Genomic DNA, 16,516 nt, shown 5'->3' with positions numbered 1-16,516 from the left:
AGGAGATGGGTGAGAGACCCCCGATGATCATCCGTACCGATTTCCCCTACGGGACCACCCGCGAGGACGTCCGGATCCCCCTCCCGGACGGCACCGACCTCTACGCCCGCATCTGGCGCCCGGTCACCGACGAGCCCGTCCCGGCGCTGCTGGAGTACCTCCCGTACCGCCTCACCGACTGGACCGCCCCGCGCGACTGGCAGCGCCACCCCTGGTACGCGGGCCACGGCTACGCCTCCGTACGCGTCGACGTGCGCGGCCACGGCAACAGCGGCGGCGACCCGGGCGACGAGTACGACGCCCAGGAGCTGGCCGACGGCGTCGCGGTCGTCGAATGGCTGGCGGCCCAGCCCTGGTGCACGGGGTCGGTCGGCATGTTCGGCATCTCCTGGGGCGGCTTCAACAGCCTCCAGATCGCCGCCCTGGCCCCCGAACCCCTCAAGGCGATCGTCACGGTCTGCTCCACGGACGACCGCTTCGACAACGACGTGCACTACATGGGCGGCTCCCTGCTCGCCGTGGACATGCACGCGTGGGCGGCGACCATGCTCGCCTTCGCCTCCCGCCCGCCGGACCCGCTGTACGCGGGCGAGGGCTGGCGCGACCAGTGGCTCTCCCGCCTCGGCGCGGTGGAACCCCTCGTCCACACCTGGCTCTCCCACCAGACCCGCGACGCGTACTGGCGCCACGGCTCCGTCTGCGAGGACTACGGCGCGATCGGCGCGGCCGTCCTGGCGGTCGGCGGCTGGCACGACCCGTACCGCGACACGGTGCTCCGCCTGGTCGCGGCCCTGCCCGCCGACCGGGTCCGCGGCCTGATCGGCCCCTGGTCGCACCAGTACCCCGACCGGGGACTGCCCCCCGGCCCCGCGATCGGCTTCCTCCAGGAGACCCTGCGCTGGTGGGACCACTGGCTCAAGGGCAAGGACACCGGGGTCATGTCCGAACCCCTCCTCCGCTCCTGGATCTCCGAGTCGCACCCGCCCGCGACCACCTACCCGACCCTCCCCGGCCGCTGGGTGGGCGACCCGTCCTGGCCCTCCCCGAACGTCGACCCGGTGACGTACGCCTTCCAGGGCGCGCCGGTCGTGGTGGCCTCCCCGCAGCACACGGGCCTGGACGCCGGCCGCTTCTTCCCCTTCGGCAACGACGCCGACCTGCCGCCCGACCAGCGCGAGGAGGACGCGAAGTCGGCCTGCTTCGAGTTCCCGGTGGGCGAAGGCTCCGGCCCGGTGGAGATCCTGGGCCGCCCGGTGGTCCGCCTGCGCCTGCGGATGGACGTCCCGTACGGCCAGGTGGTGGCCCGCCTCTGCGACGTGGCCCCGGACGGCTCCTCCACGCTGGTCACCCGTGGCGTACTGAACCTGTCCTCCCGGCAGGGCCGGGACAAGGCGGCGCCGTGGCCGGTCGGCTCGTACGAGGACGTGCACTTCGAGCTGAACGGCATCGGCCACTCCTTCCCCCCGGGGCACCGGATCCGCGTCGCCCTGTCCTCGGCCTACTGGCCGTGGATCTGGCCGCGCGCCGGCTCGGAGGCGGGCTGGACCCTGGACCCGGCGGGCAGCGCGCTGGAACTCCCGATCCGCGATGCCTCCGCCGACGAGGAGCCGATCCTCTTCGAGGCTCCCGAGCAGTCGGAGGGGTTGGGCGTCTCCTACCCGGCGACCCTGGACGCCCCTCGCCCGGAACGGCTGGTCGTACGGGACGTCGCGCGCGGTGTGTGGCGCCTGGAGGTGGACCCCCGCTACGGCGGCACCCGCGTCTACCCCGACGGCCTGGAGTTCAGCGAGGACGCGCTGGAGGTGTACGAGATCCAGGAGGCGGACCCGTTGTCCGCCCGGACCCACTCCACCTGGACGGTACGACTGCACCGCCCGGAGCTGGGATGGGACGTCTCGGTGGTGACCCGCTCGGAAATCACCTGCGACGAGGGCGGCTTCCTGACCTCGAACGAGGTGGTGTGCCGCGAGGGCGACGAGGTCCTCTTCCACCGCACGTGGGAGCGCCGCCTGCCACGAGCGGCGGTCTAGCCGCCTCCGGGGCCCCGGGCGACCGCCCGGGGCCCGGCCGACTGTCAGACGGCCTTGACGCCGCCGACGAAGGCCGCGAAGGCGGCGGCGGAAATGTCCAGCACCGGGCTGTCGGCCCGCTTGGAGTCCCGAACGGGGACGACACCGCGCGAGGCGACGAGGTTGGTGGCGACCTCGACGCATTGACCGCCGTTGTTGCTGTAGGAGGAGGTGAACCAGCGGGGGAATTCGGTTGTCACTGGATGCCCTTTCTCGAAGTCAGACGGCCGTGACGCCGTCCAGGAAGACCGCGAAGGCGGCAGCGGAAACGCCCAGTACGGGGCTGTCAGAGAGCTTGGAGTCCCGCACCGGCACGACACCGCGCGAGGCGACGAGGTTGGTGGCGACCTCGACGCACGCGCCACCGTTCTCGCTGTAGGAGGACGTGAACCAGCGGGGGGTTTCGGTCGTCACGAGGTGCCCTTTCGTAGCTGATGGATCAAGGCCACCGATTCGGCTTGCGACGTGGCCTCGGCCTGAAGCTGATGGTAGGCCGTCAGCAAGGGCACAACAGAGGCGCTGTCCCGTTCGAGTTGACCCCGCTGGGCGGACTCCGCATAGGAAACCAGGGAGCGGTTCTGCATGGTCAGGATGTAGAGCGGCAAGCTGAGTGGACGGCGGTCCCCCATGCTGAACCGTGCGATCTGGAGCACCGTGTTCGGCAGCGCAGCGAAGTCGATCAGCTTGGCCAACTGGGCATCCATGGTGTCCGGGTCGCCCACGGGTCGTAGCAGGCAACTCTCGTCCAGCACCACAAAGACCAGCGGCAGCGGAGTCCGGAGAAGTGCCGCCTGCCTCGCCGCTACGAGCGAGATCCGTTCCTCCGCCTGCTCTGCAGTGCTCGCGCCGCGCTCGACGGCCCGTTCGTTGAGGGCTGTCGCGTACTGCGGAGTCTGAAGGATCCCCGGCATGACGCCGACCTCGTAGAGCCTGATCTCCGCAGCCCGCGCCTCGTGCGTGACGTACTCCGGGAACCCCTCCAGGAGCGCCGTACTCCGCACGGCCCGACTCTGGCGTTCGAGCCGATCGCCGGTCCCGAACACCCTGTCACCACTTGCCGCAAAGCGATGAGTTGGGGAACGCCGACCGGTTTCCACCGCGGAAATATGCGATCCGGAGCACCCCATCCGCTCGGCGAGCTCGTCCTGCGTCCAACCGCGTTCGTCCCGCAGCGCGCGCAGGCGCTGGCCAAACGCCGCTCCCGGGGATTTTTCGGGGTCCAGCTCTTTCCGATTCAACGAAGATCACCCAACTCCCCGGACAGATTGCGCAAGTTGAAGACCATCCGACTCTAAGTCACGCTGAACTCGCTTGGTAGTGGAACAGCTACGGAGAGGCACCGACATGCACGAAGCGGACTACCCTCCTGCCCCCGGAACCCTCGTGGTGGACACCAGCCGCGACGACCTGGTCGGGGAGTTCCGCGGGCTCGCCGGCCCGTACTGGGCGCTGCGGCCCGTGCGCGGCGGGCCGGAGTGGGAGGCGGAGCCTCGCCACGTACGGCCCGCCGACCCGATGGAGCGACTCCGCGCGGAGACCGCCCGGCGCAACGCACGCAGCACCGAGGGTCTGCTGTGAGCGAGAGCCCGCTCGCGGAGCTGCGGCGCATCGAGTCGGACCCGGCCTACCGGGAGCGGTTCCGCGCACTGCTGGACGCGGCGCTGGTCCGGCGGGCCGTCGCGGATGCCCTACGGGCACTGCGGGGGCTGCTGGCATCCCGTACAGCCGACGAGGCCTCGGCCCTGGCCGTGACCCTCGGGGCGGTCGCCTGGACCTGCTGCCTGGCGTTCGCCGCGGCCCGGGGCGGGATCACGTGACCGGCGTGTGCGGCGCCTCCGGCGCGCTGTCCGCCGTACACCTGGACGCGCTGGCGGGACGACCCCGCGTGCTCCGGGCGGTACTCGACGCCGGACCGGAGCTGCGGTGCTCCCTGGAGCGGCACACCGGCCCGCACATGGACGTCCTCCACGAGGGCCCGACCCCGGGGACCGCGCTATGGGCCCGCTGGCCCGGGGATGCGGTCCTCCCCCTCCCCGACTGCCCGGCGACCGGCGGCGCCGAGGGCTGCGGCCAGTACCTCTCCCACCCCGGCGGCCACACCTGGCAGGTCAGGGACCCCGCTCCCGCTGCGCGGGCGTGATCACGAACCGTTGATGACGTCCCGGCATTGACCCTGTCGGTCGTCGTCCGCGCGAGACAGGGGCCGGTTCCCGCGCACGTCCCGGGGATGGATGGGCTCAGTGCGGGGCCTCGCTCCGTACGTACGCGTGCCCCGGACCGGCGGTCCGGTTGCCCTCGTCGGCGACCGTGAAGTCGAACCTGCACGTTCGGCCCGGCTCGGCGCCCGGGAGTTCCACGGACACCATCCGCGGATCGTCGACGTCACCGAAGGCCCACCTGGCCTTCGCCACCTGGCCCTCAGGCCACATCAACACACCGCACTCTCTGATCTGCGCATCCTTCGAAACCTCCACCGACCCGTCCGCGCGTATGAGAAGGCGGGCTCCGGTGCCGTCCTCGAAGGTCCACGTCCCTTGCACGTCGGCCACGTGGAGGGGGGCCTTGCCCTCACCGCCGGCGATCCCATGGACGAAGCTCGCGAGCACCGCGACGACGGCCACCCCCACGAGGCCCGCCACCAACAGCGACGTGCGCGTTCGGTCGTCCATGGGCGTCCTCGTCCGTCGGGCAGCTGGTCGATCGGCCGATCGGCCGATCGGCAAGAGGTGATCATCCGATGGGGGCGCCATCGTGCCCCCGCCGTCCGGAACGTGTCCAGTGCCGGGGCGCCGGATCAGCCAACCACCACCGTCAGCCGAACAGCCGCACCCTGAGCGGGGGTCGGAGCCCGGGCCCTTGTCAGTGGCGTGCGGTTTCCTGTCCGTCATGGACCTCACACAACCGATGCTCAGCGAGCTCCTGGAACGGATCGACACCCCGGGCGGATCTCTGCACCTGCCGCTGGACATCGACCCGCACCTGCTCGTGGACAGGCTTGCCGAGCGTTACGGGGCACCACGGACCCTGGTCCTGGACGGCTTCACGGACCCGACCGTGGACGAGTCCCGTGGCGCGGCCCTCCTCGCCGTCCTCGAAGGCCGGGGCGAGACGATTCGGGCGTGGGCCTACGGAGGTCAGTGGATCGGCGGCGGGACCGCCAGGGACGCGCAAGGCGTCGTCCGGCCGGTGCTGGCGGCCGCGCCGCGGCGTGTGGAGGTGCCGGCCCCAGCGGGGACCAGCCGGGACGAGGACTGGGCCGGGTACTGGGACGGGGACGGGGACGGGGACTGGGTCGAGCGGCTCATGGCCGTCACCGCCTGGGCCTCGCCCCCGCGGCGGCCGGACGTCGACTGGGCGCGGATCGAGGCAGAGGTGGGTACGCGCCTTCCCGGCGACTACAAGCGCATGGTGGAGACGTTCGGGGAAGGCGCCTTCGACGGGTTTCTCGCTCTGAACCAGGAGCCGTGGACCCACCTCCGCGAGGAAGGCTGCTCATCTGGGCGGGCACCGAGCACGAGAACCTGTACTGCTGGCAGACCGACGACAGCACCGACCCGGACCGCTGGCCCGTCGCCATCCGGACCTTCGACACCTTCGACGACGACTTGGCCGTCTTCGACTGCTCGGCGGCGGAGTTCGTCTGCCGCGTCCTCCTCGACCCGGACCACCCGTTCACGATGGCCCACTACTTCGACACCCACTGGTACATGAACTACCGCGACAGGCAATGACCCGACCTGCCGCCATCGGTCAGGCGGGGAACAGCCGCTCCAGCACCACCGCGATGCCGTCCGCCTCGTTCGAGAGGGTGACCTCGTCCGCGACGGCCAAGAGCTCCCGGTGGGCCCCCGCCATCGCGACCCCGTGCGCCGCCCACGCGAACATCGGGATGTCGTTCGGCATGTCGCCGAAGGCGATCGTCGAGGACCCGGTGACGTCCAGGAGTTCCGCCGCCACCGCCAGGCCGCTCGCCTTGTCGATGCCCGGAGGCTGCAGCTCCACCGTGTGCTCCCCCGCCATCGTGACGTTGACCAGGTCCCCGACCACGCCCCGGGCGATCTCCGTCAGCTCGTCGTCCGAGAGGCGGGGGTGCTGGAGCAGGACCTTGTTGATGGGGGAGGTCCAGAGGTCGGCGCGCCGGGCCACCGCCACCGTCGGCAGGTGCGGGTGCCACATCCGGTAGCCCGGCCCTATCAGCATCTCCGCGTCGACGCCCTCCTGGTTGACCGCCGCGTAGACCTCGCCGACCTCCGCTTCGATCTTGCCGAGGGCGACTTCCGCCAGCTCCCGGTCCAGCGGTACGGAGTGCAGCAGCAGCCCGGCCGCCGCGTCGTAGACCTGCGCTCCCTGCCCGCACACCGCGAGCCCCGTGTAGCCGAGGCCGTCCAGGACGTGGCGGACCTGCGGGACGGGGCGGCCTGTCACGATGATGTGCCGGGCGCCGGCCGCGCGGGCGGCGGCGAGGGCCGCGTGGGAGCGGGCCGAGACGGTGTCTCCGGCGCGCAGCAGAGTCCCGTCCAGGTCGGTGGCCACGAGTGCATAGGGGAGGGCGGAAGTCACGTGTCCAAGGATACGGACCTCCTCGGACAAATCTTACAAATACTGCCCGAATCCGGCCTCCCGCACGCCCCACCAGCCCCTTAACCTGTCAAGCAGCTCCCGGGACACCCCCGGGCCGCGTCGAAAGCGAGGCAGCACCCCATGCCCCAGCAGAGCCCCCTCGATGTGCCCGAGGGCGACCCGTTCGGGCCGCACAACCTCCCCTACGGCGTGTTCTCCACGGCCACCGCGACCGCCGGGGAGGAGCGGCGCCGGATCGGTGTCCGCATCGGCGGTTACGTGCTCGACGCCGGGGCGGCCGCGGCCGCGCTCGGATCCCCGTACGCCGGACTGCTCGGGCAGCCCTCGCTCAATCCGCTGCTCGCGGCGGGCCGCACCGCCTGGAAGGACGTGCGGCGCGCGCTGACCGCCTGGGTCACCGACCCCGGCCACCGGCCCTCCGTGGAGCCGCACCTGCTGCCGCTGGAAGAGGTCACGCTGCACCTCCCGTACGAGGTCGCCGACTACGTCGACTTCTACGCGAGCGAGCACCACGCCACGAACGTCGGCAAGATCTTCCGGCCGGACGGGGACGCACTGACCCCCAACTGGAAGCACCTGCCCATCGGTTACCACGGCCGCGCCGGGACGATCGTCGTCTCCGGCACCAACGTCGTACGGCCCTCCGGCCAGCGCAAGGCCCCCGCCGACCCGGCGCCCGTCTTCGGGCCCTCCGTGAAGCTCGACATCGAGGCCGAGGTCGGCTTCGTCGTCGGCACCCCCTCGCAGCAGGGCCGCCCCGTGGCCCTCGCCGACTTCGAGGAGCACGTCTTCGGGCTGTTCCTGCTCAACGACTGGTCGGCGCGCGACATCCAGGCCTGGGAGTACGTGCCGCTCGGCCCCTTCCTCGGCAAGTCCTTCGCCACCTCCGTCTCCGCCTGGGTCACCCCGCTGGAGGCCCTGGACGCGGCCCGGGTCGCCCCGCCGGCCCGGGACTTCCCGCTCCTGCCCTACCTCGAGGACTCCGCCGCCGACCGCCCCGGCGGCTTCGACCTGCGCATCACCGTCTCCATCAACGGGCAGGAGGTGGCGCAGCCGCCGTTCGCCTCGATGTACTGGACCGCCGCCCAGCAGCTCGCGCACATGACCGTCAACGGCGCCTCCCTGCGCACCGGCGACGTGTACGGCTCGGGCACCGTCAGCGGCCCGGAGACCGGCCAGCGCGGCTCGCTGCTGGAGCTCACCTGGAACGGCCGCGACGCCATCGAGCTCACCGACGGCAAGCGCACCTTCCTGGAGGACGGGGACACCGTCACCCTCACCGCGTGGGCACCGGGCACCGACGGCACCCGCGTGGGCCTCGGCGAGGTCACCGGCCGCATCGTGGGCACCCTCTAGTCCACATCTCGGGACCGCGGCTGACGGCGGGGTGGCGGATCTTTCCGCCACCCCGCCGTCTGCGCAGGTCACAGCGGTACGCCGGCACCCACCGGTGGCGCAACACTGCGGCAACACCACCGGCCCGGCCCCCTCGGTATGTTCCGTGCCATGCCAGCCGAACGCACCCGCGAACACACCGTCCCGGTCGCCGCCGCGCGCCGCCGGCGGCTGCGCGCGGACCAGGCGCGACAGCTCGCCGACCTGCTGCGCCACCAGATCCTGGCGGGCGGCTACCCCACCGGCGTCCTCCCCCTGGAGGACACCCTCGCCGCCGACTACGGCGCCGGCCGCAACACCGTGCGCCAGGCCCTGGACCTGCTGCGCGGCGAACAGCTCGTCGAGCGCCGCCCCGGCGTCGGCACCGTCATCGTCTGCGCCAAGTACCCGCACGGCCTCGACCGGCTCCAGGGCCTCGCCGAAACCCTCCACGAACACGGCCGGGTCACCAACGAGGTCCGCACCGTCGGCCCCGTCCGCGCCCCGGCCCCCGTCGCCGGCCGGCTGCGCCTGCCCGAACACTCCGACGTGCTCTACATCGAGCGGCTGCGCCGCCTGAACGGGCTGCCGCTCTCGCTCGACCTCACGTACGTCCCCCTGGACATCGGCGCGGACCTGATCGGCTGCGACCTGGAGAACACCGACGTGTTCCGGCTGCTGGAGTCCCTGACCGGGCAGCCGCTCGGCCACGCCGAGATCACCCTCGAAGCCGTCAACGCCGACGCGCACTCCGCGGCCGTCCTGCAGGCCCCGCGCGGGGCCGCCGTCCTGATGCTGGAGCGCCTCACCCACCTCGGCGACGGCCGGCCCGTGGACCTGGAGTTCATCCATCCCCCATAGCTACGCATGGGGGGACCCCCAGCGCGGCGACCGGATCACCATGAGCGGCCTGCTGCACCGCGGCGCGTAAGCCCCCGTAGCCCCCTCGTCCTCGTAGCCCCCACCCCCCCGGCGCCAAGAAAAAACACCGGGCACCCCGCTACGACGTCGGCAAAACCGTCAAACGCCCCGAGACCCTGAAGGCCATCGGCAAGCCCGGAAGACCTTGGTAGATAAAGACAATGCCGTTGACATAGAGGTGACTTGGCGGTTCAACGGATACCAGGGGGTGGCGTCCGATGACTGCTCGACTGGTGGACCGGATCGGGCTGGGGGATCTGACCGAGGTGTTCCCGCCGGAGCTGGTGGACGCGGTGCTTGCGAAGTCCCGGAGCCGTGAGGTGCGGGTGCGGCTGCTGCCGCCGAGGCTGATGGTGTACTTCGTGCTCGCGCAGGCGTTGTTCTCCGGTGAGCCGTACCGGGAGGTCCTGCGGACGCTGGCCGAGGCGGTCCGGCGTGAGGATGGGTGGGGTGCCTGGCGGGTCCCGGACAAGGCGGCCGTTTTCCGTGCCCGCCAGAATCTCGGGGTGGAGGTGCTGCGTGAGCTGCTGGTTCATGCCGGGGCGGCGGTGGCCGACGAGCGGACGCCGGGGGCGTTCTGGCGGGGTTTCCGGCTGATGGCGATGGACGGGACGACGCTGCAGGCTGCGGACACGGAGGCCAATGAGGCCGGGCTGGGGCGACTTCGGACCAAGGCCGGCAAGGGACCCACCGGATATCCGCTGGCCCGGGTCATGGTTCTGGTCGAGTCCGGAACCCACGTGGTCTGCGACGCCGCGGTCGATTCCTACCGGGTCAAGGAACGGGTCCTGGCCGAACGGCTTGCCGGCTCGCTCCGGCCGGGCATGCTGGTCCTGGCCGATCGAGGCCTGCCCGGAGCCCATATCTGGCAGCACCTGGCCGCCACCGGAGCTGACCTGCTGTGGCGGATCCCCGGTATCTGGAAACTGCCCGTCGAGGAGGTTCTTCCCGACGGTTCGTGGACCTCCACCGTCCGCGGCGGGCGGGGGCGAAGCGTCCGGCTGCCCCAGGACATCCGAGTCCGCGTGATCGAGTACAGCCTGGACATCCCGGGCCGTGACCAGGCTGAACGCTACCGGCTCATCACCACCCTCATGGATCCCGAAACGGCGCCCGCCGCCGAACTGGCCTCCCTCTACGGCGAGCGGTGGGAGGTGGAGAACACCCTCGCCGAACTGAAAACCACCCAGATCGGCACCCGCACCGTCATGCCGAGCAAGAGCCCTGACCTGGTGTTCCAGGAGATCTACGCACACCTGGTGCTCTACACCGGCCTGAGAGTCCTGATGCACAGAGCAGCGGTGAACCGCAGTGAACCACTTGATCCGGACCGGCTCTCCTTCTCCGCGGCCCTGCGGGCAGCCCGCCGGAGCATCACCTCGCTGAACAGGGATTTTTCCCCCTCAGTACCTGTCCACGGTGGCCCGTGAACTCGAGGAAGAGATCAACCCGCCCCGCAGACTCCGGGCCGTGATCCGTCAGGCGAAGCGCAAGATGTCCCGCTTCCTTTCCTGGAACCCCGACCGGCCACGACCGCTACAGCCAACCCGTCGTCCGGCAGAAACACTGCAGGTCATCGCGGCCGTCACACCTCCACCAGACCCCTAAATCAACGGCATTGTAGATAAAGAACAAGCTAAGTACCTGTTCCTGAGCCGTCCATGACAGGAGCGCTCGCAGGGCCGGGTGGCTGTCGACCAGTTCAACGGGAGCGGCGGGGTGCGGTACCGCCCAAAGGGGGCCGGAGGGCTACACGTACTCTGATCAAGATCCAGGAAGAGCGCTGCGCAAGCAGCCGCCTGGAGGACCACTTCCCGCCTCCGGCATGGACCGGGCAGGGCTCTTCAAAGTGGTCGGGAACGATACGGGGTGGATTTTGAAGCGTTTTACCGGATGGATACCGTGGCGCGGGGCCAGTGGGGTGGTCGTGGCGCTGGCCGCCGCCGCAGCCCTGCTGCCGGCCGGACAGGCCCAGGCCGAGGCCACGGTGCCCCCGCAGGCGAACGGTCTGCGGGTGATCTCGTGGAACATCTGCGGTGACGGGGGTGGCAAGCGGGACGGCTCAGATACCGGCTACTGCGCGTACCGCAACGCACCGGAGAAGAAGGTCGACGCGATCGTCGCCCTCGCGAACAAGCACCAGGCCAACGTGCTGATGCTTCAGGAGGCTTGCGGGTACACCGAAGGCTCCACGCCGGCATCGACGCAGCCCGAGATCAGCCACATGCGGAAGCTGGCCGACAAGTTCGCCGAGCTCGGACAGCAGTGGAAACTGGTCCACGCGGCCACCCCCCGGCCCGACGGAACGGCGCACTGCAACCGGATCGCTGGTACGGACCCGGTCGGCGGCGAAGTGGGCGTCCTGCTCGCCGTCAAGGGCGAAATATCGGACCTTGATGTCGACGACCTCCTCCCCGACGACCTGACCGTCGAGGACTTCCGCGGGACGGGGTTCGAGGAGCTGACGCCGGAGCAGGCGAAGGAGCTCGGGAAGGTGCAGAGGCCACTCCTGTGTGCCCGTCTCGCAGGCTGGCAGGACAAGCTGTGCACCACTCACCTGACTGCTGGGAGCAGCGGGATCAACAAGAGCAGGGACGAGGCACTCAGGACGATCGAGTCGCGTGAGATCGCCTCCCTCCTCGCCGCCGACATCGGCACGGGGCTCGTCCTCGGTGGGGATCTCAACGCCACCGCGGCATCGGCGACCTTGGAGCCGTTCGCGGGGAAGCTCGACCGTTGCGCGACTGACGCCCATACCCATCAGACCTGGCCGCCGGACCAGGCCGCCCCCAACAAGTACTGGCTGGACCACGTCTTCACCACCAGGCGAACGGCTCCCCGTTTCACCAGCTGCCAGGTCGAGCACGAGTCGCTGATGGACACGACGCAGCTGGGAGGAACCGAACTGTCCGATCCTCCCAACGGGGTCTCGGACCACGCTCCGGTCATCAGCTACCTGGGAACGCCCGGTGACCTCAGCGGCGATGCGCTGCCCGATCTTCTCGGCGTCAAGGACGGGACGCTGCGCCTCTACCCGGGCGACGGCAAGGGTGGTGTGGGAGCCCCTGCGGTCATCGGTCAGGTCGGCTGGTCCGGCGCCTCGGTGACCCACCGCGGGGACTGGACCGACGACGGCCAGGAGGACATCGTCGCCCGGGTCGGCAGCGAACTCAGGCTCTTCCGGAACCACGGCGGCGGCACCATCGTCGGCCACTTCAAGCTCGCCACCGGAGTGCCGGACGACACCAGGATCATAGGCACCGGCGATATCTCCGGCGACGGATACCCCGACCTGGTCGCCGTGTCTGGGGACAAGCTGTACCGCTACGACGGCGTGCGCGGAACGGCGCCGTCCGTGAAGGCGGCGGTGGAGATCGGTACCGGGGGCTGGAAGGACATGATGACTGCCTCCCCCGGCGATTCCGACCGCGACGGCCGGCCCGATCTCCTGGCCCGCGACGAGGGTGACGGCATGCTGTGGCTGTACCGGGGCAGCGGCACGGGCACCTTCCCGTTCGCGGCTCGGGTCGAGTACGGCCACGGCTACTCCAAGGCCGCCCGCCCGTTGATCGCGAGCGGCGGTGACGCGAACCTCGACGGCAAGGCCGACATGTGGGCGACCACCGGCGACGGGGCGCTGCTCTTCTACTCGGGCACCACGCAGGGCACCACCGACGGAGCCAGGGCCGAGGTGGCCCCGAGTGGCTGGGCCACCGGCATCCAGTCGATGAGCTGAACGCCGGACGGGCAGTGAACGGCGTACGGATGTTGGATGCCGCGTGCCCGATCGGCGGCGCATGAACCGACGGTACGACGGCGATGGCCACAGGGCGGAAGTCCTGTGGCCATCGCCGTCGACACCGCAAGACCTGAACGAGTTCGCTGATTCTCTCGACCGGCTCGGATCACGTCTGGGGTCGGGAACAGTCGACGAGAGCGCCAGCGGCAGGTTCATCCTCGACTGGGACGTCACTCGCAGGCTCGCTCACGCCCGGCGCGTCATCGTCGTTGCGCTCGACGCGCAGCTGAGTACCTGATCCATAAGCCGCTTTTTGACGGGCTTGGGGTTCTAGGCTGGGGAGGTGTTCGAGAGATCCGGGCGGCGCCGTGAGCGGGTGTGCAGGGGTTGCGGTGACCGGCTTGGGCCAGCCGCGCGGTCGGATGCGGTGTTTTGCTCAACGACGTGTCGTGCCAGGTCGTGGCGGCGGGAGCGCCGGTTGCGGCGGCGGGTGCAGTCGGAGTTGAGCGGGTCGGGCAGGGTGGTGTGTCCCGTGTGCGGGACGGCCTGGGTGGCCGGGGTGGATCGGCGGTCAGACGCCGTGTTCTGCTCGCGGCGGTGCCTGATGAGGGATTGGCGCTCCCGAAGCGAATCGTTCGACGAACGGTCACAGTGACCGCTGGGCGAACGCATCTGAATCGGATTTTCGGTCAGATTCTGGCTCTTGTGGTCGATCGTTGCGATCTTTCCCGGCCGGGTCCGAGCCTCGGTTGTGAGAGCGGGCCGTGTTCTGTCACGGTCGAGGGGCCGTGCCCGGCCCGCCGCGGGTGGTGATCGTTGCCATGACCCGTTGCCTTCCGAGCGATGTCGGATGACCGGGCCCGCCACGAGGTCAACCACGCCCAAGTCGAACGTGGCCGCCAGGCCCGTGAGGACTTCGAGCGGACCAGCCCCGTCGCCCCGGCGGTGAAGCGGATCGAGCGGACGGTGAAGTTCCTGGACCTGGTCACCGCCTGCCATGCCTTCGTCGCAGCCTGCGGCCGGGCCGTCCCTGGGCTGCGTGACCGGCAGCTGTCCGAGTACGAGAAGGCGATCGTCCACGAGAACATCGCCCGTTCACGGGCGACGCTCGACTGGGTTGAGACGGCAGTGGACACCGGGAAGGTCGACATCGACGGCGAGCTCGCCCGCCTGCTGCAAGGCGAGTAGTGCGATGCCGCCCGCCTCCCGGCGCCGGTCCCCGGCCGCCCAGCGGCACGCCGACACCCTCCGGTTCGTGCTCTTCGAGGCACGGCCCGCCGGGCTGGCCTTCAAACAGCTGATCAGATCCAGCGAACTCTCAACCTCACAAGCCCGCTCAGGCCTGGCATGCCTGCGGGACACCATCTCCGAACAGGGCTGGCCACCACTGATCTGGACGAAAGCGGATGGCTACAAGTTCTGCTCCGACCCCAACGAGCTCCAGTCCTACGAGGTCGCGGTCATCCGCGAGAAACTCATCGAGATCCGCCGGTTCATCACCGGCGTCGTCGCCCCGCACGCAGCCCTGCAGCCCAAGGGCCGCTGGGTCAGGCATCTGCACACCCAGCTCAACTCCGTCGAGTCCACCCTCGACGTGATCGCCGACTACATCGACGCATAACCCCGGTGGGGGCCGCCGCAAAGCGGCCGGCCCCCACCACTCGTGAAGGGAGCAGACCTTGGCCCGGAGCCGCTGCTACCCCTCGGACACCTATGACGACGAGTGGGCCCTCATCGAACCCCTGCTGCCGATCCCGGCCTGCGAGACCCCGCGCGGCGGCCGCCCGGAGAAGCATCCGCGGCGCGAGATCGTGGACGCGATTCGCTACGTCGTCGACACGGGCTGCAAGTGGAGGGCCCTGCCGAAGGACTATCCGCCATGGCGGACCTGCTACAACGCCATGGCCCGCTGGGCCGCCGCCGGGGTGATCGGACAGCTCCGCGACCAGCTCCGCAGACGTGTCCGCCGGGACATGGGGCGTTCACCCGGAGCGGTCGCCACCATCATCGACTCGCAGTCCGTCAAGGCCGCCGAGACCGCCGGCAAAGACTCGCGCGGCTACGACGCCGCCAAAAAGATCAACGGCAGGAAGCGGCATCTCGTCGTGGACACGAAAGGCCTGCCGCTGTTCGTCATGGTCACCCCAGCCGACATGACCGACCGCGACGCGGCGAAGGAAGTCCTGTTCAGGCTGAGGCTCATGCACCCCGAGATCACGATCGTCTGGGCCGACTCCGCCTACGCCGGACAGCTCGTCGGCTGGGCGAAGAAGTACCTGGACCTGACGGTGAAGACCGTCAGCCGGCCGAAGAACGCCGTTGGGTTCGTCGTCCTGCCCGCCGATGGGTGGTCGAGAGGTCACTGGCCTGGGTCATGCATGCCCGCAGACACGCCCGCGACTACGAGCGCCTCGTCCAGCACTTCCTGTTGACTGAACTAACTTGGGAGTTTTCCCAGTTCAGGCGCGGTATGGAGGATGCTGCTGCTAGCTTCCGGGCATGCCTGAGAACGAGGGGCCCGAGCGTGATCTGTCTGCTCTGGAGCTGCCGCAGTGGGGCCGCTTACGAGAGACCGGTGATCCCTGGGATCCGTACCAGCTGATCGACAGGCACGGGCAGGTCTGCGCGGAGGTCCAGGCGTTCTTCAAGGACCTCCAGGCCGCAGGCCGCGAAGACACGACCCTGCGCTCCTACGCGCTGGACCTGCTGCGCTGGCTGCGATTCCTCTCGATGCTCGACATCAGGTGGGACCGGGCGACCACCGTCGAGGCGAGGGACTTCATGCGCTGGATGCTGCTGGCCGACAAGCCCGTGCGCGTGCACTGGCGCCTCCAGCTCCGACCACAGACGGCAGCACCGAAGGGGCCTGGCGTCGCGGGGGCGGCACCGGGGACACCGAATCCTGTGACGGGTAAGTCGTCGCCGGGCGTCAAGTACGCGGCGACGACGAGGGCTCACTGCGAAACGGTCATGCGGACCTTCTACGACTTCCACCTCCGCGAGGGCACCGGACCGATCATCAACCCGTTCCCACTGGACCGCTCCCGCCAAGCCGGCCGGGCGAACGCCCACCACAATCCGATGGAACGGTTCAAGCACGAGCGGACCGGCCGCTACCGACCCAAGGTCGCGAAGCGGATCCCGCGACGGATCCCGGACGAGATGTTCAACGCGATCTTTGCCTCGCTGAAGTACAACCGGGACCGCGCGATGCTCGCCTTCTGGGTCTCCACGGGCGTACGCGCGGAAGAGCTGCTGACCAGCACGAACCGCGACGCCCTGCCCGGCGAGCAGGTCATCGGCGTGATCCGCAAGGGAACCCGCGACTACCAGCGTGTGCCGGCCTCGCCGGACGCGTTCGTCTGGCTACGGCTCGCCCAGGAGGAAGCCTGGCGCCGAGGGGTGCCGCGGGGACGCAACGCCCCGCTCTGGTGGACGCTCCGGCGCCCCTGGAGACCGCTGGAGTACCCGGCGGCCAGGGCGATGTTCATCCGCGTCCAGGAGCTCCTCGGGTCGAACTGGTCGCTGCACGATCTCCGCCACACAGCGACCTACCGCATGACCAGTGATCCCCTCGTCTCCCTCACTGACGTGCAATGGGTCCTCGCCCACAAGCAGCTGACCACCCTTCAGATCTACCTCACCCCCGACTCCGACGAGATCGTCGGGCACATGCTCGCCCACCACGCCCGTCAGGAGAAGAAGGCCACCAAACAGCCGAGACCAGCGCTGCCCGCCCCCGGCTACGACCCCGCTTCGCTGGACATCCTGTTCGGAAGGCCCAACTCGTGACCACCGTTGAGCACACCCTGCCAGTTTTGAAGACCGCGGA

15 protein-coding genes and 3 pseudogenes are annotated in these 16,516 nt (G+C 70.0%); 13 read left to right on the top strand and 5 right to left on the bottom strand.

The window, feature by feature from the left end; translation table 11 throughout:
* The first annotated feature begins 23 nt into the window (after window positions 1-23).
* A complete protein-coding gene (locus tag ACODT5_RS41705; RefSeq protein ID WP_422525195.1) occupies window positions 24-2,030 on the top strand; it encodes a CocE/NonD family hydrolase in 2,007 nt (668 codons plus the stop codon).
* Window positions 2,031-2,074: 44 nt separating this feature from the next.
* Here ACODT5_RS41705 and ACODT5_RS41700 read toward each other — a convergent pair whose 3' ends face one another.
* The 3 genes from ACODT5_RS41700 to ACODT5_RS41690 are packed head-to-tail and all read right to left on the bottom strand — an operon-like array spanning window position 2,075 to window position 3,307.
* Window positions 2,075-2,269, bottom strand: a complete 195-nt coding sequence (locus ACODT5_RS41700) for a DUF397 domain-containing protein (RefSeq protein ID WP_422524166.1) — start codon at window positions 2,267-2,269, stop codon at window positions 2,075-2,077.
* Window positions 2,270-2,288: 19 nt separating this feature from the next.
* Complete coding sequence (locus ACODT5_RS41695) at window positions 2,289-2,483, bottom strand: DUF397 domain-containing protein (protein WP_422524165.1); 195 nt, start codon at window positions 2,481-2,483, stop codon at window positions 2,289-2,291.
* Window positions 2,480-3,307, bottom strand: coding sequence for a helix-turn-helix domain-containing protein (locus ACODT5_RS41690; protein ID WP_422524164.1), 828 nt, complete (start codon window positions 3,305-3,307; stop codon window positions 2,480-2,482). Before ACODT5_RS41690 ends, ACODT5_RS41695 begins: the two co-directional genes overlap by 4 nt.
* 106 nt (window positions 3,308-3,413) lie before the next feature.
* Between ACODT5_RS41690 and ACODT5_RS41685 the strand changes: the two genes are divergently transcribed.
* Genes ACODT5_RS41685 through ACODT5_RS41675 form a run of 3 tightly spaced genes read left to right on the top strand, consistent with a single transcriptional unit; the run spans window position 3,414 to window position 4,209 of the window.
* Window positions 3,414-3,647, top strand: coding sequence for a hypothetical protein (locus tag ACODT5_RS41685; protein WP_422524163.1), 234 nt, complete (start codon window positions 3,414-3,416; stop codon window positions 3,645-3,647).
* The gene (locus tag ACODT5_RS41680) at window positions 3,644-3,886 is read left to right on the top strand and encodes a hypothetical protein (RefSeq protein WP_422524162.1); all 243 of its coding nucleotides are present in this window, start codon (window positions 3,644-3,646) and stop codon (window positions 3,884-3,886) included. The genes ACODT5_RS41685 and ACODT5_RS41680 overlap by 4 nt, the downstream gene beginning before the upstream one ends.
* Window positions 3,883-4,209, top strand: coding sequence for a hypothetical protein (locus ACODT5_RS41675; RefSeq protein ID WP_422524161.1), 327 nt, complete (start codon window positions 3,883-3,885; stop codon window positions 4,207-4,209). The genes ACODT5_RS41680 and ACODT5_RS41675 overlap by 4 nt, the downstream gene beginning before the upstream one ends.
* 97 nt (window positions 4,210-4,306) lie before the next feature.
* Here the strand turns inward: ACODT5_RS41675 and ACODT5_RS41670 are convergent, their stop codons facing one another.
* On the bottom strand, window positions 4,307-4,738 hold the full coding sequence (locus ACODT5_RS41670; RefSeq protein WP_422524160.1) for a hypothetical protein: 432 nt from the start codon (window positions 4,736-4,738) through the stop codon (window positions 4,307-4,309).
* A 795-nt stretch (window positions 4,739-5,533) separates the two neighbouring features.
* Between ACODT5_RS41670 and ACODT5_RS41665 the strand changes: the two genes are divergently transcribed.
* Window positions 5,534-5,800: a hypothetical protein gene (locus ACODT5_RS41665; protein ID WP_422524159.1), complete on the top strand. Its 267-nt coding sequence runs from the start codon at window positions 5,534-5,536 to the stop codon at window positions 5,798-5,800.
* Window positions 5,801-5,819: 19 nt separating this feature from the next.
* Here the strand turns inward: ACODT5_RS41665 and ACODT5_RS41660 are convergent, their stop codons facing one another.
* Window positions 5,820-6,629, bottom strand: a complete 810-nt coding sequence (locus ACODT5_RS41660) for a Cof-type HAD-IIB family hydrolase (RefSeq protein ID WP_422524158.1) — start codon at window positions 6,627-6,629, stop codon at window positions 5,820-5,822.
* A gap of 141 nt (window positions 6,630-6,770) precedes the next feature.
* Here ACODT5_RS41660 and fahA point away from each other — a divergent pair, with 141 nt between their 5' ends.
* The 8 genes and pseudogenes from fahA (at window position 6,771) to ACODT5_RS41620 (ending at window position 16,476) form a co-directional block, all read left to right on the top strand.
* Window positions 6,771-8,006, top strand: a complete 1,236-nt coding sequence (gene fahA / locus ACODT5_RS41655; protein WP_422524157.1) for a fumarylacetoacetase — start codon at window positions 6,771-6,773, stop codon at window positions 8,004-8,006.
* A gap of 150 nt (window positions 8,007-8,156) precedes the next feature.
* Window positions 8,157-8,955: pseudogene (locus ACODT5_RS41650) on the top strand (GntR family transcriptional regulator).
* Window positions 8,956-9,163: 208 nt separating this feature from the next.
* On the top strand, window positions 9,164-10,375 hold the full coding sequence (locus ACODT5_RS41645) for an IS4 family transposase (RefSeq protein WP_422524156.1): 1,212 nt from the start codon (window positions 9,164-9,166) through the stop codon (window positions 10,373-10,375).
* A 497-nt stretch (window positions 10,376-10,872) separates the two neighbouring features.
* Entirely contained in the window at window positions 10,873-12,681 is a 1,809-nt protein-coding gene (locus ACODT5_RS41640; protein ID WP_422524155.1) for an FG-GAP-like repeat-containing protein, read from the top strand.
* An 831-nt stretch (window positions 12,682-13,512) separates the two neighbouring features.
* Window positions 13,513-13,872, top strand: a pseudogene (locus ACODT5_RS41635) (DUF6192 family protein); the annotation flags it as partial.
* 4 nt (window positions 13,873-13,876) lie between these two features.
* Window positions 13,877-14,305 carry a RacP protein gene (locus tag ACODT5_RS41630; protein ID WP_422524154.1) on the top strand — a complete coding sequence of 143 codons (429 nt, stop codon included), beginning with the start codon at window positions 13,877-13,879 and terminating at the stop codon, window positions 14,303-14,305.
* Window positions 14,306-14,363: 58 nt separating this feature from the next.
* Window positions 14,364-15,106: pseudogene (locus ACODT5_RS41625) on the top strand (IS5 family transposase); the annotation flags it as partial.
* 77 nt (window positions 15,107-15,183) lie between these two features.
* Entirely contained in the window at window positions 15,184-16,476 is a 1,293-nt protein-coding gene (locus tag ACODT5_RS41620; protein WP_422524153.1) for a tyrosine-type recombinase/integrase, read from the top strand.
* Window positions 16,477-16,516 lie beyond the last annotated feature (40 nt).

Origin of the sequence: Streptomyces tatrensis (genome assembly GCF_049310065.1) — a bacterium.
Taxonomy (GTDB): domain Bacteria; phylum Actinomycetota; class Actinomycetes; order Streptomycetales; family Streptomycetaceae; genus Streptomyces.
Note: the sequence above shows the minus strand (reverse complement) of the source record. Positions and strands in the feature narration are given on the sequence as shown.